The 20,034-nt window shown below is 68.7% G+C and carries 15 protein-coding genes and 1 tRNA gene; 9 read left to right on the top strand and 7 right to left on the bottom strand.

The window, feature by feature from the left end; all coding sequences use genetic code 11:
- Positions 1-87 precede the first annotated feature (87 nt).
- Positions 88-1,968, top strand: coding sequence for a glycoside hydrolase family 15 protein (locus tag ASG80_RS07175; protein WP_056729488.1), 1,881 nt, complete (start codon positions 88-90; stop codon positions 1,966-1,968).
- 8 nt (positions 1,969-1,976) lie between these two features.
- Complete coding sequence (gene zwf, locus ASG80_RS07170) at positions 1,977-3,377, top strand: glucose-6-phosphate dehydrogenase (RefSeq protein ID WP_200952520.1); 1,401 nt, start codon at positions 1,977-1,979, stop codon at positions 3,375-3,377.
- Here zwf and ASG80_RS07165 read toward each other — a convergent pair whose 3' ends face one another.
- Positions 3,378-4,853 carry an MFS transporter gene (locus tag ASG80_RS07165; RefSeq protein ID WP_056729487.1) on the bottom strand — a complete coding sequence of 492 codons (1,476 nt, stop codon included), beginning with the start codon at positions 4,851-4,853 and terminating at the stop codon, positions 3,378-3,380.
- Positions 4,854-4,953: 100 nt separating this feature from the next.
- Between ASG80_RS07165 and ASG80_RS07160 the strand changes: the two genes are divergently transcribed.
- Positions 4,954-5,856 (top strand): helix-turn-helix transcriptional regulator, encoded by a 903-nt coding sequence (locus ASG80_RS07160; RefSeq protein WP_056729486.1) that lies wholly within the window; start codon positions 4,954-4,956, stop codon positions 5,854-5,856.
- 54 nt (positions 5,857-5,910) lie between these two features.
- On the opposite strand, the gene ASG80_RS07155 is transcribed toward ASG80_RS07160, so the two are convergent.
- Together ASG80_RS07155 and ASG80_RS07150 are read right to left on the bottom strand one after the other, a co-directional pair.
- Positions 5,911-6,258: a hypothetical protein gene (locus tag ASG80_RS07155; RefSeq protein WP_056729485.1), complete on the bottom strand. Its 348-nt coding sequence runs from the start codon at positions 6,256-6,258 to the stop codon at positions 5,911-5,913.
- Between the two features lie 108 nt (positions 6,259-6,366).
- The gene (locus ASG80_RS07150) at positions 6,367-8,088 is read right to left on the bottom strand and encodes an IlvD/Edd family dehydratase (RefSeq protein WP_056729484.1); all 1,722 of its coding nucleotides are present in this window, start codon (positions 8,086-8,088) and stop codon (positions 6,367-6,369) included.
- Between the two features lie 124 nt (positions 8,089-8,212).
- Here ASG80_RS07150 and ASG80_RS07145 point away from each other — a divergent pair, with 124 nt between their 5' ends.
- A complete protein-coding gene (locus ASG80_RS07145) occupies positions 8,213-9,268 on the top strand; it encodes a zinc-binding dehydrogenase (RefSeq protein ID WP_056729483.1) in 1,056 nt (351 codons plus the stop codon).
- Between the two features lie 218 nt (positions 9,269-9,486).
- On the opposite strand, the gene ASG80_RS07140 is transcribed toward ASG80_RS07145, so the two are convergent.
- The 3 genes from ASG80_RS07140 to ASG80_RS07130 form a co-directional block, all read right to left on the bottom strand.
- Positions 9,487-9,568 (bottom strand) — tRNA-Leu (locus ASG80_RS07140).
- 97 nt (positions 9,569-9,665) lie between these two features.
- The gene (locus ASG80_RS07135; RefSeq protein ID WP_056729482.1) at positions 9,666-10,586 is read right to left on the bottom strand and encodes a permease prefix domain 1-containing protein; all 921 of its coding nucleotides are present in this window, start codon (positions 10,584-10,586) and stop codon (positions 9,666-9,668) included.
- Complete coding sequence (locus tag ASG80_RS07130; RefSeq protein WP_056729481.1) at positions 10,583-10,963, bottom strand: PadR family transcriptional regulator; 381 nt, start codon at positions 10,961-10,963, stop codon at positions 10,583-10,585. Before ASG80_RS07130 ends, ASG80_RS07135 begins: the two co-directional genes overlap by 4 nt.
- A 417-nt stretch (positions 10,964-11,380) precedes the next feature.
- Here ASG80_RS07130 and ASG80_RS07125 point away from each other — a divergent pair, with 417 nt between their 5' ends.
- Entirely contained in the window at positions 11,381-12,670 is a 1,290-nt protein-coding gene (locus ASG80_RS07125) for a Fic family protein (protein ID WP_056729480.1), read from the top strand.
- A 120-nt stretch (positions 12,671-12,790) separates the two neighbouring features.
- Positions 12,791-13,261 (top strand): hypothetical protein, encoded by a 471-nt coding sequence (locus ASG80_RS23460; RefSeq protein ID WP_156401703.1) that lies wholly within the window; start codon positions 12,791-12,793, stop codon positions 13,259-13,261.
- Between the two features lie 256 nt (positions 13,262-13,517).
- On the opposite strand, the gene ASG80_RS07115 is transcribed toward ASG80_RS23460, so the two are convergent.
- Entirely contained in the window at positions 13,518-15,887 is a 2,370-nt protein-coding gene (locus ASG80_RS07115) for a hypothetical protein (RefSeq protein WP_200952519.1), read from the bottom strand.
- Between the two features lie 188 nt (positions 15,888-16,075).
- Between ASG80_RS07115 and ASG80_RS07110 the strand changes: the two genes are divergently transcribed.
- From ASG80_RS07110 to ASG80_RS07100, 3 genes are read left to right on the top strand one after another with little or no spacing between them, the layout of a single operon-like run.
- Positions 16,076-17,128 (top strand): LacI family DNA-binding transcriptional regulator, encoded by a 1,053-nt coding sequence (locus ASG80_RS07110; protein WP_056729478.1) that lies wholly within the window; start codon positions 16,076-16,078, stop codon positions 17,126-17,128.
- An 8-nt stretch (positions 17,129-17,136) separates the two neighbouring features.
- Positions 17,137-18,732 carry an FAD-dependent oxidoreductase gene (locus tag ASG80_RS07105; protein WP_200952518.1) on the top strand — a complete coding sequence of 532 codons (1,596 nt, stop codon included), beginning with the start codon at positions 17,137-17,139 and terminating at the stop codon, positions 18,730-18,732.
- Positions 18,733-18,745: 13 nt separating this feature from the next.
- On the top strand, positions 18,746-20,032 hold the full coding sequence (locus tag ASG80_RS07100; protein WP_056729476.1) for a sugar ABC transporter substrate-binding protein: 1,287 nt from the start codon (positions 18,746-18,748) through the stop codon (positions 20,030-20,032).
- The last annotated feature ends 2 nt before the right edge of the window (positions 20,033-20,034 follow it).

The following is a 20,034-nucleotide window of genomic DNA, read 5'->3' as shown; positions in this document are numbered from 1 at the left end:
TACGCGTGAGCATCGGCGACCGCCGAAAATCGGCCTGACGTTCGCCCATCTTCCATGCCACGATGGTTCGGGGGATTGGGGGAGCTCATGGGTGACTACCCGAACATCGCGGATCACGGACTGATCGGCGACCTGCAGACCGCTGCGCTCATCGATACGAACGGCACGCTCGACTGGTTCTGCGCGCCGCGCTTCGATTCGCCCAGCATCTTCGGGTCGTTGCTCGATGCGGAGCGCGGCGGCTACTGCAGCGTGCGACCCGAGACCGACGACTACGTGTCGCGCCAGCTCTACCTGCCGAACACCGCCATCCTCGTCACTCGTTTCCTGACGGAGGAGGGCGTCGGCGAGCTGATCGACTTCATGCCGGTCGCCGACGGCGAGGCGACCGACCGTCACCGTCTCGTGCGGATGCTGCGGGTGGTGCGGGGAACGATGTCGTTCGTGGCGGAGGTCCAGCCGAAGTTCGACTACGGACGGGCGTCGCACCGGATCGTGCCCTCCGACGGCAGCGGTGCGAAGTTCGTCTCCGACGACCTGACGCTCACCCTCCATCGCGTCGGCGACCCGGTCCTCCACGGCACCGAGCGCGCAGGTCACATCGAACGGGCCGGCGACGGCATCCGTGTCACGGGCAGCCTCAACGCCGGCGAGATGGCCGGCGTGATGCTCGAGACGGGCGGCGCCGAACCGACGCGCATCCCCCTGGACGAGATGAACGCGATGCAACTCGCGACCACTCGCTTCTGGCGGGATTGGAACAACCGCTCCACGTACCGCGGGCGGTGGCGCGAGATGGTCGACCGCTCCGCGATCACCCTCAAGCTGATGACCTATGCGCCGACCGGCGCCCTCGTGGCTGCGCCGACGGCGGGCCTGCCCGAGCAGGTGGGCGGCGAGCGCAACTGGGACTACCGATACACGTGGATCCGCGACGCATCCTTCTCGGTGTACGCCCTGCTGGGGCTCGGCTACACCGAGGAGGCGGAGGCGTTCGTCGGCTGGCTGATGGACCGCGTGCACGAGAGCGTCGGCAAGGGCTCCGGCCCGTTGAAGATCATGTACCGCGTCGACGGCTCATCCGACCTCGTCGAGGAGAGCCTCGAGGGCTTCGCCGGATACCGGGGATCGCGGCCGGTGCGCATCGGCAACGGCGCGGCCGACCAGCTCCAGCTCGACATCTACGGCGAGGCGATGGACTCCATCCATCTCGCCGACACCCACGGACTGGAGCTCCCGCACGTCGGCTGGACCCAGATCAGCGACATGCTCGACTGGGTCTGCGACAACTGGGACCAGCCCGACGAGGGCATCTGGGAGACCCGCGGGGGCAAGCAGAACTTCACGTACGGCCGCTTCATGTGCTGGGTGGCGCTCGACCGCGGCATCCGTCTCGCCCAATCGCGCGGCCGGCCGGCTCCAATCCTGCGCTGGCGGGAGCAGCGCGACGCGATCTACGAGGAGATCATGAAGGACGGATGGGACGCGGAGCGCGGCGCGTTCGTGCAGCATCAGGGCACCGACGTGCTCGACGCGTCGCTGCTCGTGATGCCGCTGATGGGCTTCGTCGCTCCGCGCGATCCGATGTGGCTCTCGACGCTCGCCGCGATGGACACGGAGCTCGTCTCCGACAGCCTCGTCTACCGCTACAACCCGAGCGCGTCTCCCGACGGGCTGCGTGGCTCGGAGGGCACGTTCACCCTCTGCACGTTCTGGTACGTCGATGCGCTCGCGCGCTCGGGCTACCTCGAGGAGGCCCAGCTCACCTTCGAGAAGATGCTGACCTACGCGAACCACCTCGGGCTCTTCGCCGAGGAGATCGGGCTCACGGGGGAGCAGCTCGGCAACTTCCCGCAGGCGTTCAGCCACCTGTCTCTCATCAACGCCGCCGTGAACCTCGACTACCAGCTCGACCACGGGTCGGGATTCGTCGATCCGGTGCTGAGCAAGGGCCGTAAGGCGAGGTAGAAGGGAGCATGACGATGACGGATGCTGCGAACGACGCGAACGCGGATGTCCTGGTGGTCTTCGGGATCACCGGCGACCTGGCACGAGTGATGACCTTCCGGTCGCTCTACCGGCTGGAGCGGCGCGGGTTGCTCGATTGCCCCATCGTCGGGGTCGCCGTGGACGACTGGACGATCGACCAGCTCGTCGAGCGGGCTCGCGCGTCGATCGTCGCCACCGGCGAGCAGCTGGACGACGCGGTCTTCGCACGTTTCGCCGCGCGGCTCAGCTACGTGCAGGGCGACTTCGCCGATGACGCCACCTACGCGCGCGTCGGTGCCGCGATCGGCAGCGCGAAGACCCCGGTGTTCTACCTCGAGATCCCGCCCAGCCTGTTCGCCACGGTCGTGAAGGGCCTCGCGGATGCCGGTCTCACAAAGCACGGCCGGGTCGTCATCGAGAAGCCGTTCGGCCACGACCTGAAGTCGGCTCGGGCCCTCGCCGCCGAGCTGCACCAGCACATCGATGAGTCGCAGATCTTCAGGATCGACCACTACCTCGGCAAGATGGGCCTCGAGGAGATCCTCTACCTGCGCTTCGGGAACACCATGCTCGAGCCTGTCTGGAACCGCAACTACGTCGAGTGCGTGCAGATCACCATGGCCGAGGACTTCGGCGTCTCGGACCGCGGCCACTTCTACGATCCGGTCGGGGCGCTCCGCGACGTCGTCGTCAACCACCTCATGCAGGTGTTCGCAGCCGTTGCGATGGAGGCACCGGCGCACGGTGACCTCGACACGGTCAAGGACCTGCAGACCCTGCTGTACCGCGCGACGCGCGAAGCGGACCCCCAGCACTACGTGCGCGGCCAGTTCGACGGGTATCGCGAGATCGACGGCGTCGCGGCCGAATCCACCACCGAGACATTCTGCGCCCTTCGCCTGGAGGTCGAGAACTGGCGTTGGTCGGGGGTTCCGTTCTTCATCCGCACCGGCAAGCTGCTGCCCGAGACCCAGACCGAGGTGCGGCTGGTCTTCAAGCCCTCGCCGAACCTCGGCTTCGGGTTGCGCGACGCCGACAGCCAGCCGGATCAGCTCGTGATGCGGCTCGACCCGTCGACCGGAATGCGGATCCTGCTCAACGCGCAACGAGCGGATGCCCCGAAGCCGAGCCTGGTCTCGCTCGACATGGAGTTCGCGGCCGAGGGTGGCGAGGGACCCACCCCGTACGAGGTCCTCCTGCTCGCTGCACTCAGGGGCGGCCGTGCCCGGTTCGGCCGGCAGGACACCATCGAGGCCGCCTGGCGAGTCATGCAACCGCTGGTCGACAACCCGTCGCCGATCCACGCGTACGCGCCGGGAACGTGGGGGCCGGCCGAGGCCGATGCGCTCGTCGCCGAGCATGGCGGCTGGCGCGGTCCGTGGCTCTGATCACGGCTCGAGAGGTGCGTCGAATCCCTCGGTGAGTGGGCGGCGCGCTCGGCCGCGTCGCGGCATCCGTGCGATGCAGACCACGGAGACCGCGAGGGCCAGCGCGAGCAGCACGGACCCGCCGGTCAGCGCGCCTGAGACCCGCTGCGCGAGCGCCTCGTCGGCGCCGGTCGCGCCGGCAGCGGAAGTGACCCCGACCGCGGTGAGGATGCCGAGGCCGAGCGAGCCGCCGAGCTGGTGCGACGCGTTCACGAGGCCGGATGCCGCGCCCGCATCCACCCGCGGAACGCCGCTGATGCCCGCCGCGGTCATCGGCGCGAACGCGAGCCCCTGGCCGATGCCGATGAACACCATCGGCAGGGCGATGTCGGTGAGGTAAGCGCTGTCGGCACCGAGGCGGCTGAGCCACGCCATGCCGACGAGGGTCACGGCGATGCCCACGATGAGCAGGGTCGCGTTGCCGAAGCGACGCGTCAGGCGCGGCACCGCCAGCGCGACCGCGAAGTTCACCACGGTCATGGGCAGGAAGGCCAGCCCGGCGACGAGCGGCGTGAACCCGAAGACCTCTTGCAGGAACTGGGTGAGGAAGAAGAAGTACGCCATCATGGCGCCGACGAACAGCATCCGCACGCCGTACGCGCCCGAGCGCGCCCGGCTGCGGAAGAGCCGCAGGGGCATGATCGGATGCCCCGACGGGCGCTCGTACAGCACGAACGCCGTGAGCAGCACCACGCCGGCCGCGAACGCGGCGATGGTCAGGGGCTCGCCCCACCCGCTGTCGGCCCCGTGCAGGATGCCGAAGACGAGCGCGCCCATGCCGAGCGTGGAGCAGAGCGCCCCGATCACGTCGAACCGGCCCCGCACCCGCGGCGTCTCGGCGAGATAGCGTCGTGCCGCAAGGATCAGCGCGATCCCGATGGGCACGTTGATGAGGAAGCCGGAACGCCACGAGAACAGGTCGGCGAACACGCCCCCGAGCACGAGGCCGACGCTCGCGCCGATGCCGGCCACCGCGCCGTAGGCGGCGACGGCGCGAGTCCGCTCCGGCCCCTCACGGAAGCTCGACGTGAGCAGCGCCAGCGTCGAGGGCACGAGGACCGCGGCGCCGAGGCCCTGGGCCGCGCGGCCGACCAGCAGCAAGGCCGCCGACGGTGCCGCGCCGATCACAAGTGACGCCGCGGTGAACACCGAGAGGCCGATCATGAACATGCGGCGCCGGCCGAGCAGGTCGCCGGCGCGCGCGCCGAGCAGCATGAGCCCGCCGAACACGAGCAGGTAGGCGTTCTGCACCCACGCGAGGCCGACCGTGGAGAAGCCGAGCTCGACGCGGATCTGCGGCAGGCCCGTCAGCACGATCGAGATGTCGAGGATGATCATGAAGTAGCTGACGAGGATGATCGCGAGGATCGCGGTCGGATGCGCGGCGGCCGGCCGATCGTGCTCGGAGATCAGCGGCGTGGAGTCGGTCGTCGTCATGCTTCCATGCAACGACGGATGTCGCGGGCGGGGGAGTCCCTGGTCATCCGTGTACTGGCAGTGCCTCCCAACTCACAGTGGCGCGACGTACGGTTGTGGGATGGACCATCGCGCGGAGATCCGCGACTTCCTTCGCACCCGTCGGGCCAAGATCAGCCCCGAGCAGGCGAACCTCTTCGCCTACGGCGGGCACCGCCGGGTGCCGGGGCTCCGCCGCGAGGAGGTGGCGATGATCGCCGGCGTGAGCGTCGACTACTATGCACGCCTCGAGCGAGGCAATCTCAGCGGCGTGTCCGACGAGGTACTGGGCGCGATCGGGCGTGCACTGCAGCTCGACGAGGCCGAGACTGCGCACCTCTTCGACCTCGCCCGCGCCGCGCGGGCAACGACGAGCCCTCGCCGCCGTGCGGCCTCACAGCAGGTGCGTCCGAGCGTGCAGCGCCTGCTCGACGCGTGGACGGGCATCCCGGCCTGGGTTCGGAACGAGCGCATGGACATCCTCGCCACGAACCAGCTCGGCTCCGCCCTGTACTCCGAGGTGTTGGCCGACCCCGTGCGGCCGGCCAACAACGCGCGGTTCGTCTTCCTGAACCCGAGGTCGCGCGACTTCTACCCCGACTGGGAGCAGGGCGCCAACGACATCGTCGCGATCCTGCGCTCCTACGCGGGCCGCAATCCCGGCGACCGCAGCCTGATGGAGCTCATCGGCGAGCTCTCCACGCAGAGTGAGACGTTCCGAACGAAGTGGGCGAACCACAACGTGCGCTTCCACCGCACCGGCGTGAAGCGGCTGCATCATCCCGTGGTCGGCGACCTCGAGCTCGCGTACGAGGCGATGGAACTGCCCGCCGACCCGGGGCTCACGATGTTCGCCTACACCGCCGAGCCGGCGTCGGCGAGCGAGGAGCGCCTGAAGCTGCTCGCGAGCTGGGCGGCGACCGACGCGGTCGCGGGCGCCGGGGAACGCGCGGCCCCCGAGCAGGCGACCCGCCGGCCGCGGTAGCGGCGCCGACCGCCGGGTCGAGGGCGTGCGCGGAAGGCGGGATCGGGAAGGTCGTCAGTCGTCGCTCTCGTCCTCGAGCTCGGCGACTTCGAGATCAGCGAGCTCGATCTCGGCGGCGAGCGCCTTGACGATGTTGCCCGTCGCTGCGGCAACCCGTGCCGTACCGACGATGGGTGCAATCGCGGTGAGGACGCCGCGGAGGGTGTCAGCATCGAGCCCGAGCTCCCCGCCGACCTCGAGGTTCAGCGCATATGACACCGGTGGTGCGCCGACCGCGACCAGCGCCGCGATCCGCACGAGTACCAACGTCTGGAGATCGAGGTTGGATGCGTCCACGGAGTCCGCGGTCATTCGTGCGAGGAGGTCGAGCACCGGAGCGTCGTCGTTCGTTGTGTCAGACATGATGGATCCCTTGCCTTGGTGGAACTGAATCGGTCGGCAGCGATGCTGCCTCCTCCATCGGACTCCATCGGCCTCCGCGTCGCATCATGGAGATCGCATGAATCCGCCTCAGTGGGACTCTCGGCTCACCTTGTCGCCGCTCGCGCCCACGAGGAAGTCGAGATCCGCCCCGGTGTCGGCCTGCATGACGTGGTCGACGTAGAGCCTCTCCCAGCCGCGGACGGGCGCGGCGTAGGCGGCGTCGCTCGCGGGAGTCCGGCTGCGGGACTGCAGCTCCTCGTCGGTCACGTCGAAGCTCAGGGACCGGCCCGTGACGTCCAACCTGATGATGTCGCCGGTGCGGACGAATGCGAGCGGGCCGCCGGCCGCGGCCTCCGGCGCCGCGTGGAGGATGACGGTGCCGTACGCCGTCCCGCTCATGCGCGCATCGCTGATCCGCACCATGTCGCGCACCCCCTGCTCGAGCAGCTTCCGTGGAAGCGGCATGTTGCCGACCTCGGGCATGCCGGGATAACCGCGCGGACCGCAGCCGCGGAGCACCAGCACCGAGTCGGCGGTCACGTCGAGGTCGGGGTCGTCGATGCGCGCCCGCAGGTCTTCGATGCTGTCGAACACCACGGCGGGGCCGACATGCTGCAGCAGCGCGGGCGTGGCCGCCGCCGGCTTGATGATCGCGCCGCGTGGCGCGAGGTTTCCCCGCAGCACCGCGATCCCGGCGTCGTCCATCAACGGTGCCTCGCGCGGGAAGATGACCGTCTCGTCGTACACCGGCCGGTCGACCAGGTAGTCGACGAGCGGCACGCCCGTCACGGTGATCGGCTCCGGATGCAGCAGGTCCTTGACCTGCGACAGCAGGGCGAGCACGCCGCCGGCCCGGTACAGGTCGTCCATCAGGAAGGTGCCGCTCGGCTGCAGGTTGGCGAGGACCGGGACCCTGCTGCCTGCCGCGTCGAAGTCGTCGAGCGTGAGGTCGATCCCGAGCCGACCGGCGATCGCGAGCAGGTGCACGACCGAGTTCGTCGATCCGCCGACCGCCGCCACCGCGATGATGGCGTTGAGGAACGACTCCCTGGTCATGATGTCGCTCGGCTTCCGGCCCGCCGCGACCATGTCGACGATGAGCCGCCCGGTGTCGTGGGAGAGCGAGAGCAACCGCGCATCGGCGGCGGGCGTGCCGGCGAAGCCGGGGATGGTCATCCCGAGTGCTTCCGCGACGATGGCCATCGTCGACGCCGTGCCCATCGTGTTGCAGTGGCCCTTGCTGCGGATCATCGACTGCTCGGACTGCAGGAACTCCCCGTTGGTGATGGTTCCGGCGCGGGCCTCCTCGCTGAGTCGCCAGACGTCGGTGCCGCAGCCGAGTGCCTGGCCGCGGAAGTGACCCGTCAGCATCGGCCCGCCGGGCACCACCACGGCCGGGATGTCGACGGATGCCGCGGCCATGAGCAGCGCGGGGATCGTCTTGTCGCAGCCGCCGAGGAGCACGAGGCCGTCGATCGGGTTCGCGCGGAACATCTCCTCCATCGCCATCGCGGCCATGTTGCGCCAGAGCATGGCGGTGGGCTTGACCTGCGTCTCGCCCAGGGACACCACGGGGAGGTTGTAGGGCACACCGCCGCCGGCCCACACACCCTGCTTGACGCTCTCGGCGACCTCGTTGAGGTGCATGTTGCACGGGGTCAGATCGGACGCGGTGTTCGCGATCGCGATCTGCGGCCTCGTGCCGTCGAACGCGTCCTCGGGGAGTCCGCGCCGCATCCACGCGCGGTGGATGTACGCGTTGCGGTCGGTTCCCTGGTACCAGTCGGCACTGCGGAGATGATTCACCATTGAACCCCGTTTTCCATCGTGTTGAATGGTCCGCCAACACTCAGAATGTTGGCATGGCAGCCATCCCGCAATGGACCCAGGAATCCATGACCACATTTGCCGCCGACCCGGCCACGGTGAGCTGATGCGCGCGCTGGTCGTCACCGCGCCCCGGGAGGCGGCGGTGTTCGATGTGCCCGACCCCGTCCCGGCGGCAGGGGAGCTGCTCGTCGACGTCGAACGGGTCGGGATCTGCGGCACCGACGTGGAGCTCTACACGGGAGCGATGGCCTACATCGAGCAGGGCCACACGCGGTTCCCGTTGCGGCTCGGGCATGAGTGGACCGGGCGTGTGGTTGCGGCAGGCGACCCCGCCGACGAAGCCTGGATCGGCACGCGCGTGACCGGCGACACGATGCTCGGCTGCGGCTACTGCGAGTACTGCCTCGCGGGCCACCACCACGTCTGCCCGAACCGCGAGGAGGTCGGGATTCGCGGCAACTGGGCGGGTGCGCTGGCCGAGAAGCTGCTCATCCCGACGCGGTTCACCTACGAGATCCCCGAGCACGTCAGCGTGACCGCCGCGGCCCTGGTCGAACCCGGAGGCAACGCGCTGCGCGCCGCGCGGGCGGCGAACATCGAGCCCGGCCACATTGTGCTGGTCCTCGGCTCCGGCACCATCGGACTCCTCGCCGCCCAGTTCGCACTGGCTTCGGGCGCCGAGGCGCATGTCGGGGGAGTCCGCGACGGCTCGCTGGCGCTCGCGAGGTCCTTGGGCGTGCAGCACACGTGGAAACTCGGCGAACTCGCCGCGGCTGACGAGAACCAGTTCGACGCGGTCATCGAGGCCACGAGCAACGATGCGATGCCCGCGCTGTCGGTCCGTCTCGCCAAACCGGCCGGACGCGTCGTGTACATCGGGCTGTCATCCACTCCGAGCTTGGTCGACAGTCGCGAGATCGCGCTCAAGGACATCACGGCGGTCGGCATCCTGTCCGCGTCGCCCGGACTGGCCGGCGCGATCGAGAGCTTCGCGAGCGGCGCCGTCGTGCCCGACGCGATCGTGAGCGAGGTCGTCGCCCTCGACGAGGTTCCCGCGCGACTCGACGGACGGCGCGGCGCGGATGCCGGCCCAGGTCCGAAGGTCCACGTGGACCCACGCCTCATGCGCGAGATGAGCATCAACCCACGGAGATCTTGAACCCTCACGACTCACCGCGATTGGCGGGCACTTCCTTGGAATCACGCGGGTTTTGGGCCGGTTTCGATCAGGTGAACTGCTGGGATCAGGGGCCCGATGCTCTCGATCGGGTGCATTTCAATTCGGTTGTGTCCAAAACGTGTCCACCGGGCGAGCTCACCGGGACGGAATGACCCCAACTCTCCCGGAATTACGGGGAAGTTGGGCCTCAACTCGAGTGCGGAAGGAGGGACTTGAACCCTCACGCCCGAAGGCACAGGAACCTAAATCCTGCGTGTCTGCCGATTCCACCACTCCCGCGAGTGCCCGATCAGTCTAGGCGCAGGGCCATCACGCCGACGGGCGCGCCGCCCGCGTAAGGGTGGCGCGCCCGTGGCATCCGCGAGGCCGCGTACCGCTAGGACTTGCGGCCGGCCTCCGCGCCGAACAGCATGCGCGCCAGCGTGATGAGCATCACCACGAACCCGCCGACGAGCGCCACGGGCGCCCAGATCCAGCCGACCGTGAGGCCGAGCACGATGGCGACCACGAAGGCCACGGTCCAGATCGCCGCGGTATAGATGCCGAACCGGGCTGCGGCAGCGGGATCCTCATCGAATCGGTTCGCGAAGGTGGCCGCGCGCTCCTGCTCGAGCATCCACGCCTTGTGCCGGTTGGTCTGCGTCGCGCCGAGGTAGCTGAGTACGGCGATCGCGGCGACGACGAGCAGGGCGCCGAGGATGATCCACGCGAGGTCGAGTCGCACGATCACGACTGCCGTGAACGCGAGCCCGGCGAGCAGCACCCCGGTCGACGCTCCGAACGCGACCGCGCGACCTGTGGGCAGCGGATGATTCGCCGTAGTCTCCTGGCGCAGGGCATCCGCCGTGACGACCCCAAGGGCGACGCCGAAGACCGCGCTGAGCCCGATCAGCACGCCGGTGCCGAGCGACATCACGTCGGCGAGCCCGAGCACGAGCACCACGAGCGCCGCCGCCGCGAGGATCGACAGGAGCACCGTGCGCACGACGAAGCCGGGCTTCGGGCGCACGCGGTACCGCATGGCCGCCTCGGCGGCCGACTCGGAGCGCCCAGACGAGGGCGCACTCGCGCCGCCGTCGACAAGGGCACGCACGTCGCCGAGTTCGCGCATGGCGCGCCGCGCGGCATCCGATGGTTCGACACCGGATGCCTCGAGCTCGGCGACACGGAAGAGGAGGTTGTCGCGGATCTCCTCCTTGAGGTCTTGCACTTCGGGGGTGAGCTCGACGCCGGCGAACGCCTCGTCGAGGAGTCGGTGCACGTCGGTGCTGCGTCGGATGGGGTCGGTGGCGTTCATGCCCGGGTGCCTTTCGTGTGTGCGGGCACCGCGGTGCCCAGCAGGTCGTCGATGATGCCGCGGGTCGCGACCCAGGTCGAGATGTTGGAACGGAATGCGGCTCTGCCGGCATCGGTGATGCGGTAGTACTTGCGGCGGCCGCCCTGCGACTCGTCGCCCCAGTAGGCCTCAGCGAGTCCGTCGCGCACGAGACGTCGGTAGCTCGCGTAGAGCGTGGCCTCCTTGATCTCATACGCGCCGCCGGTGGCCTCGCGGATCGACTTGTATATCTCGAAGCCGTAGCTGTCGTGGCGTCGGAGCACGCCGAGCACGATCGTGTCGGTGTGGCCGCGGAGCAGGTCGGCGGTGAACGCCTCGTCTGCGGTGTCTTGGATCATGACCAGTACTGTATCAGATCAACTACTAGATGTCACCATATTCGTTTCGCGACGGTCGTCGCCGGCATCCCTGTGTCCCCCCGGCCAGAGGGAGCGCTGAGTAGCCGAGCGGCGGGTGTCCAGCGCCCCGTCGTGAAGGAACTCAGCACCTGTCCGGCTTCCACATCGGCGCCCTGGTCACCCTCCCCGGCGTCGGCGGTTCGCACCGGACCAGCAGCTCGTGCTCGACGTCGAAGATGGGGAGAGGGTGGTCGGGCGAAGCGGCGCACTGGGTGGAGGCGGCCGAGCGTGCGGTGCACGCTGGGGCAACGCCGACCTGGGGATGGCCTGACAAGTCGGAATAGAAGTGTCGTTATTCCGAGTTATCAGTCTAAGTCGGAATAGGAGTACGCTTATTCCGAGTTTGGAGGTGACGACGTGACGTTCGCCCCAGGCAAGCATCCGCGCAGCGCGAACTCCGCAAACCGTGGGGAGTTCAGCACGCGCGATACCCGAGCCGCCGACGTCAGCCTCCAAGGCGGATGGCCCGCTCACGAGCACGCAGTCGTCCCGTGGCGGCAGAGCGGCCGGCACGGCAGCCGCGAGGACCGGACGCTCCGGGAGATCACCGTCTCGCTCCCACCGAGCATCGCCAACCTTGACTTCCACGTCGACGCCGAACTCGCTGGCGTGATCAACACAGCCATCCGCGACGTCCTCGCTGTAGACGCTGACCCCCGCAGCCACATCCGGGCGTTTGGTGCGCTTCTCCTCCGCACGGAGTCCGTCGCTTCGTCCCGCATCGAGCACGTCGACGCCAGCATGGAGGACTACGCGCGAGCGGTCGCCGGCATCCGCGCGAACGAGTCCGCGACCTCCATGGTCGCCGCGACCGTCGCGCTCGGCCAGATGATCGTGCGTGCCGGCGAACATGGTGTCATCCGACTCGAGGACATCCTCGGCGCCCACGCTATCCTCATGGCCGACGACCCGATCGACCGCGGCTACGCGGGCACGCTCCGCGATGTGCAGAACTGGATCGGCGGGTCCGACCATTCCCCGCTTCGGGCTGTGCACCTCCCTCCGCCACCGAAGACCGTCGACGGGTACATGGCGGACCTCATCGCCTTCGCGAACCGGGATGACCTCGACCCGATCACCCAAGCCGCAATCGCGCACGCCCAGTTCGAATCCATCCACCCGTTCACCGACGGCAACGGCCGCATCGGGCGCGCCGTGATCAACGCGATCTGGCGCCGCCGCGGCCTCACCAGCAAGACCGTCGTGCCCGTCGCCTCCGCAATGCTCGCCGAGCGTGACCGCTACTTCGACCTCGTCAATCGATACCGGCTCGGCGAGGTCCGCGAGTTCATCCTCGACACGGCATCGGGGGCGAGCATCGCAGCGACAGAAGCCGCAACCTCAGCGGAGCGTCTCGCCCTGCTCCCCGACGCGTGGCTAGAGGTTTCCAAGCCGCGACGCGGGAGTGCCGCTGCCAAGGTTCTGGGGATCCTCGCCGAGCACCCGATCCTCTCCGCCGAAGAGGCGCAAGAGCTCACGGGTGCGCCTCTCTCCAGCGTCTACACCGCGATGGACCGGCTCGCCGACGACGGGATCATCCACCAGGTCACCGACCGCCAACGCAACCGAGTCTGGGGTGCCACCGACATCCTCGACGAACTCGACGACCTCGCCGCGCGAATCGGCGACCGGGTCCGCAGCCGCTGAGGCTGTCGCACCCTACCGATAGGGTGCCCACACCGCCTTCCTGACCGGTCCGCTTCGGGGCCAGCCGAGATGCATCTGCTGCTACGGAACGCTCTCCAACCCAGAACAGGGTGCCGCGGAATGGCACTACGGCTGCGCGGCGAACTTCGTTACCAGGCTTTCGCGCCCGATCCGACAGGCCGCGACCGCTTCCGAGGCCTGCTCGGGTCAACCGTCTCCGGGGCCCGGTTCTGCTCGACCGCATCGACCGGACCCCGGGCGATCGGAATCAGGGGTGCGAGGACCGACGAGTCCACCCGCCACGCGGAACACACTGCAACGCCCATCATCTCGGCGACGTGTGCGGCAGTCTTGAGGATCCGGCCGTCGGTGATCGGGATACCCATCCTCTTGTCCGCTGCATTCGCCAATTCCAGCACCGTCGCCGCAAGAACGCACTTCCCGAACGAACAGGCCGCGCTGAAGGTGCTCTACCTCGCAGCCCGGCAGCGACAACACAACCGCACGAATCCCACTGGCGAAACCGCCGGCTGGAAGGGCATCCTGAACGTGCTGGCCATGACCTACGGCGACCGCCTAGGACTCAACTGAACAACCGAGCCGATGACCATTTACACAAGAACGCGGACAGACCCCTGTGATTGTCCGAAGTCTCGACGATGGTGCGATCGGGCGCATGGGACGACGCGGTCGGTCTCGGCGGCTGCCTGCTCCTCGTGCTCGCGTAGCGCTTCGTGCAGCGCCAGGGCGCACCGTCTTGGGTTCGCACGGCGATCTGACAGATCGCGAAGTCGGGCGCGCAGTTCGCTGATGGTCAGCTCGCGTTGGAGGCACCCGACCCCTTCACCTAGTGTGCGCGCACCGTGACCAGACCGAACCTCGACGACGCCGCCTCGCTGCTGCCGGTGAGCCGGAGCCCGTAGAAGATGCGCGGGGCGCCGTCGAGCACGATGGTGGTCGTGTGCGCGTTGACCGGGAGTGCGGTGGTCTGGCCGATCGCATCCACCTGGCGTGCCGATTCGCCGATGGTGACCACGCTGAGGGGGGTCTTGGTCGGCCACGGGTCGACCCAGACCTCGGGAGCCGGGAAGTACCGTCCGGCGGGGTCGTGGTCGGCGTTCAGGAAGTAGCCGTCGGCGCGGCTCCAGAGCACCGCCGCTTCGCCGTCGGGGGTGTCGAAGAACAATCCCCTGAGGTTCGGGTCGTCGAAGTCGAGCCAGCCGAGGAACGCGGCCTGGTCGAACGCCTTCGCCGCCGTCGCATAGGCCAGCAGCGACGGCTTGGCGCTGACATCGCGGTTCATGAGGCCGAAGTGGTACTCGACGTTCTCGGGGTCGGCGGCCCGCGCGTTGCCGAGCACGCTGTCATGGAACTGGTACCAGTTCACGCAGCGGATGCCCTCCGCCTTCGCGAGCGCGAACGTGAGGAACACGTTCTCGGCGGCGTGCCGGTAGGTGTCGTTCCACCACCCGTTGGGGCGGGTGCACGCGTAGGCCTCGGTGAGCCAGATCTCCTTCTCGCCGTGCTCGGCCATGAGCGCCTTCAGCTGGCGGAGGCCGCCGTAGAAGTTCCAGTACAGGCCGGTGGCGCCGGCCGACCAGTCGTCACCCTCGGGATCGAAGTCGGGGGTGAAGTTGCCTCGGCCGGGGTGGAAGGCGAAGCCGTCGATCAGGTCCCAGCCGCCGCCGGCGATGAAGTTCTCGACCCATGGCTTGTCCATGCCGGCGAGGCCGTTGTTGAGGATCTTCAGCGGCGCCCCGCTGGCTTGCACGGCATTCACGACAGGGCGCAACGCCTTGTCGAGGTAGGCCTGCGCGGCGACGCCGGTGTTGAACGGGCGGTTGAGCTCGTTGCCGACCTCGAAGTACTCGGCGCCGGCCGCGATCGCGGTCGCGACGTTCGTCGTCGCCCATTGCGCGGCGGCCGCATCGGTGACGTCGAGGGAGGGCTGCAGCTCGATGTTGTGTGACATCCCGCGCTCGTCGAATGCCGATGGCGGCAGTCCCGGCCCGCCCGCGTACGAGATGCGCACCCGGTCGACGCCGACCCGCTGCCAGAGATCGAGCACCGCCGTCGCCGACGGCACCTGCAGCCACGGGTAGTTCGCGATGCCGAACATGCTCTGGGATCCGGCGGTGTACGTCTGCGCCGTGAGCACGGCGAGCGTCGTTCGCGCGAACGCTTCGTCGCTTCCCGACACGGCCGACACCTCGGCGACCGAGATGCCATGGCGGGGCGCCGACATGGTGAAGGTGTGCTCCCAGGTGGAGGCCGCGGCGACGACGCCGGTCACCGTTGCAGCCGCGAGCTCGGCCCCGTTGAAGTCCTTCACCCACCACGTGAGGTCGACGCTGCGTTCGCCCGACCCGCCGTTCGCGACGAGCGCCGTGACCGAGATGGTCTCGCCGGCGGCATCCCAGATGTTGAAGTCGCGGTCGGTCCAGATCTCGATGCCGAGCTCGCGGCTCGTACCGATGGCCGCCGTTGCCGACGGCCGGGTCGAGCTGAAGATGAAGTCGGCCTGGCTCACATAGCTGCCGTCGGGCTGCAACGTGCCGGGGGAGTGCACCCACGTGCCGTTGGTCCACGCCTGCTTGGAGCGCTCGAGCAGGAACATGCCGTGCAGCTCGCCCCATGTCGACGTGTGCGCCATGCCCATGTTGACTTCGAACGGGATGCCGCCGCCGGCGTCGCGCACCCATTCCGTGATAGGCACGAAGCGATCGGGCTCGGTGGCGCCCGCGATGGCGCGGCTGAAGAGGAATCCGTCGGGGATCAGCGTCGACGGTCCGCTGATGTGCCACTCGAGGTGCGCGCGGTTCGTCGAGACCGTGAACAGCCCGGAGACCGTGGTGGTGCCGACGGAAGCCGGCATCACGTAGTCCATGCGAATCGCGGGCGTGCCGTCGGCGAGCGTGATGAGCGTCGGCGTTCCGCCCGTGGAGAGCTGGATGCCGGCCGCGGTGTCCTTCACCTGGAACTTCGAGCCCTGCGACCTGACGGTGTTCGACCCGTCACGGATCGCCACGCGACCGCCGACGCTGGCGAGGATGCTGATGCCGCTCGCGGTGAGCGTCACGTCGCCGGTCGCGGCGGTCGCCGAGACTGGGCTCGGTTCCGCCACGAGGAGCACTCCGGCGGCGAAGGTGGCCCCCAGGAAGCCACGTCGTGAGACGCCGGATCGTGCGGGGCCGGGTCGTTGGTCTGCAGACGCCATCGTCTTCTCCTGCTCGGGCCGGAGCATCCGCTCGGGCAAATGATAATACCTATTATCAAATCATGCACGTTCATCATGCCCACATCGGAAGCGCGAGGTCAAGACGGCTTGCGATTCTTGATGATGCGTATTAGCGTCACCATCACGACCCGCAAATAGGCATTATCAGCTTCGATTGGAAACACGGCATGTCACCGAAGACGCGCAACGTCACCCAACGCGAGATCGCTCGCATCGCCGGCGTCAGCCAGACCACGGTCTCCATGGTCCTGAACGACCGAGACGGCTCCAACGTGCGGATCCCGGCGGCGACCCGGGAGCGCGTCAAGCAGGCGATCGAGCAGTCGACCTACGTGGCCGACCCCGCCGCGCGCCGCCTCGCGGGCCTCGACAACCAGATCATGGGCGTCTTCACCTACGAGCCGGCACTGTCGCCCGAGAGCATGGACTTCTACGGCCCGCTGCTCAACGGGCTCGAACGCGCGGCCGAGCAGGTGGGCTGCGACCTGTTGTTCTTCACGAGCTCGCCGGTCGAGAACGGCACGCGAAGCCTCTTCCACCGCAAGACCCGCCTGCGCCTCGCCGACGGATGCATCCTGCTCGGCCAGCAGATGGACGGCGACGACCTCAAGCGACTCGTCGACGAGCGGTTCCCGTTCGTGGCGGTCGGTCGACGTGACGAGACCACCGCGAAAGTGCCGTACGTCGGAATCGACTACGTGAGCCTCACGGCCGAGCTCATCGAACGGGCAATCGCGCTGGGCCACACGAGTGCGCTCTACGTGCACCGCAACCTGCACAGCCCGACGGCTCGCGACCGCATGCAGCAGATCGAGGCGTCGACGGCGTCGGGCGGCCTGCGGTTCACGCTGGTCGCCGCCGAAGACGGCGATCTCACCGGGTTGGTCGGCGCCGCGGCCGAGGCCGGCGCCACCGTGATCTTCACCGAAGACGCCTTCCTCGCCGAGGACGTCGCCCACGTGCTCGCCGGCGCCGGCATCGAGGTGCCGACGGCGATCTCGCTCACCGCCCTCGCCGAGGTGCGCGACCACCGCGTGAACGGCCGGGCGCTCGCCGGTTTCCAGACACTCCGCCTCCAGGTTGCGGCCGAGGCGCTCAGCCTCCTGCAGCAGCTCGTCACGACGCCCGCCGAGGAATGGGACGACCTCGAGACGCAGCGGTTGCTGCAGGGCATGGTCGAGCTCGGCGAGACCCTGGTCGAGCGGACTTCCGCCAAGTGAGGCGGGTGATGGCGGATGTCGCGATCATCGGTGGAGGGCTCGGCGGCGTCGCCGCGGCGCTCGCGGCGCTGCGACGAGGACGCACGGTCGTGCTGAGCGAGGAGCATCCGTGGCTCGGCGGCCAGCTCACCTCGCAGGCGGTTCCGCCCGACGAGCACATCTGGGTGGAGCAGTTCGGCGTGACCGCGAGCTACCGGGCCCTGCGCGAGGGCATCCGCCAGTACTACCGCGATTCCTACCCGCTGACGGATGCCGCGCGGCGCGACCCCCAGCTGAACCCGGGCCTCGGCCGCGTCAGCAAGCTCTGCCACGAGCCGCGCGTCGCCGTCGCCGTGATCACGCAACTGCTCGCGCCCTACCTCTCGAGCGGCCGCCTGACCGTGCTGCAGCCGTACGTTCCGGTGGCCGCCGGCGTGCACGATGAGCTCGTCGGCTCCGTGACGCTCGAGCACGTGCGGGGCGGGCAGACGATCGAGGTCATCGCGCCGATCGTGCTCGACGCCACCGAGACCGGCGACCTGCTGCCGCTCACCGGCACCGCCTACGTCGTCGGCGCCGAGTCGCAAGCTGAGACCGGCGAGCCGAGCGCGCCGCAGGTCGCCGACCCGTCGAACGTGCAGTCGATCGCCTGGTGCTTCGCCTTCGATCACGAGGAGGGCGCCGACCACACCATCGTGCGGCCGCGCGACTACGACTACTGGCGCGAGTACGCCCCGTCGTTCTGGGGCGACGGCATGCTCTCGTTCACGGCGCCGAACCCGCGCACCCTCGAGCCCGAGGTGCGCACCTTGCGGGTGAACCCCGACCTCGACGCACCGCGGGCGGTCGAGGATCCGCGGTTCGACGCGGGCGACACCGACCTGTGGGAGTTCCGCCGGATCGCGGCGCGGCAGAGCTTCGCGCCCGGGTTCTACGACAGCGACATCGTGCTGGCCAACTGGCCGCAGCTCGACTATCTCGACGGCTCGATCATCGACACGCCGACGCGGGAGGCGCATCTCGCCGCGGCGAAGGAGCAGTCGCGCTCGTTCTTCCACTGGCTGCAGACCGAGGCCCCGCGGCCCGACGGCGGCACCGGATGGCCCGGGCTGCGGCTGCGCGGCGACGTCGTCGGCACCGACGACGGGTTCGCACAGGCACCGTACATCCGCGAGTCGCGTCGCATCCGGGCAATCACCACCGTGCGCGAGCAGGATGTGTCGGTCGCGGTGCGCGGCCATGCGGGCCCGGCGCGGTTCGAGCAGTCGGTGGGGGTCGGGATGTACCGCATCGATCTGCACCCGTCGACCGGCGGCGACAACTACATCGACGTCGAGTGCGCACCGTTCGAGATCCCGCTCGGGGCGCTCGTTCCCGTCGCGACGAAGAACCTGCTGCCGGCGGCGAAGAACATCGGCACCACTCACATCACGAACGGCGCGTATCGCCTGCATCCCGTCGAGTGGAACGTCGGCGAGTCCGCCGGCGAGCTCGCCGCGTTCTGCATCGAACGCTCACTGCTTCCGAGAGACGTCGTCTCGGATCCGGAGCTGGTCAGCCAGTTCCAAGCCCGCCTCGTCGAGGCGGGGATCGAAATCCATTGGCCCGAGATCATCGGATATTAGAGGAAGAACGCGAATGAACACAGCAACGAAGCTGGTCGGCCTGGCTGCGCTGGCGACCACGATCGCGGTGGCGGCCGCAGGATGCAGCGCATCCGCGGGCTCGGGTGGCCCGGTCGCCACGACCGCCCCGCCCAACAGCGTCGACCTGCGCATGACCGTGTGGACGTCGAATGAGGACCAGCTGGCCCTCTTCGACTCGATCGCCGAGGAGTACAAGTCCGACCACCCCGAGATCAAGTCGATCACGTTCGAGAGCCTTCCGTTCGCCGACTACAACACCACGCTCACGACGCAGATCGCGGGTGGCAACTCGCCCGACCTCGCATGGATGGGCGACCTGTCGAAGGACCTCATCGCGTCAGATGCCCTCGTGCCGCTGACCGACACGCTCAGCGAGACGAAGGGCTGGGACTACGACGACCTGCTCGGCAGCGTCACCGCGGAGTTCACCGCCGACGACCAGCTCTACGCCTACCCGTTCTCGAACTCGCCGTTCGCGCTCTACGTGAACGAGAGCCTGCTCGCCGAGGCCGGCCAGACGCTCGACACCGACAACCTCACCTGGGACCAGGTGTCGGCGGTCGGCTCGGCCGCGAACGCGGCCACCGGCAAGGGCGGCTTCGTGATCCGCGACTTCAACTACGCGTCGTGGAACACCCTCGCAACGGTGTGGACCGGCTGGGGCGCCTCGGCGTGGAATGAAGACGGCACGGAGTGCACGTTCGACAGCGACGAGATGGTCAAGGCGTTCCAGTTCCTGCACGATGCGATCTACGTCGACAAGTCGATGCCGGGCCCAGGCACCACCGCCGACTTCTTCGCCGGCGACTCGGCGTTCACGATCGCGCAGGTCTCCCGCGCGTCGCTGCTCGACGGCTCGTTCGAGTATGCCGTCTACCCGCTGCCCGCGGGTCCGGAGGGCACGTACTCGGTGATCGGTCAGGCCGGCGTCGGCGTGCTCGAGTCGAGCGCACACGTGCAGGAGGCCACCGACTTCCTCGCGTTCCTCACGAACCCCGAGAACGCCGCGAAGCTCGCGCAGTTCTTCCCGCCGCCCCGCGAGTCGCTGCTCACGGGCGAGAAGCTCGCCGAGGTCAACACCAAGCTCACGGCCGAGCAGCTGCAGACCGTCGTCGTCGACCAGATCTCCGACGCCGTGACCCTGCCGAACCACACGAGCCCGGCCGAGATCGCCCAGAAGGCGAAGACCGCGCTCGACGCGATGTGGACCCCCGACGCCGACGTGGAGTCGGTGCTCTCCTCGGTCTGCACGGCGATCGACCCGCTGCTCGCGAAGTGACC

The sequence above is a fragment of the Agromyces sp. Soil535 genome, from assembly GCF_001428255.1.
GTDB lineage: Bacteria > Actinomycetota > Actinomycetes > Actinomycetales > Microbacteriaceae > Agromyces.
This window is presented reverse-complemented; position numbering and strand designations above follow the sequence as displayed.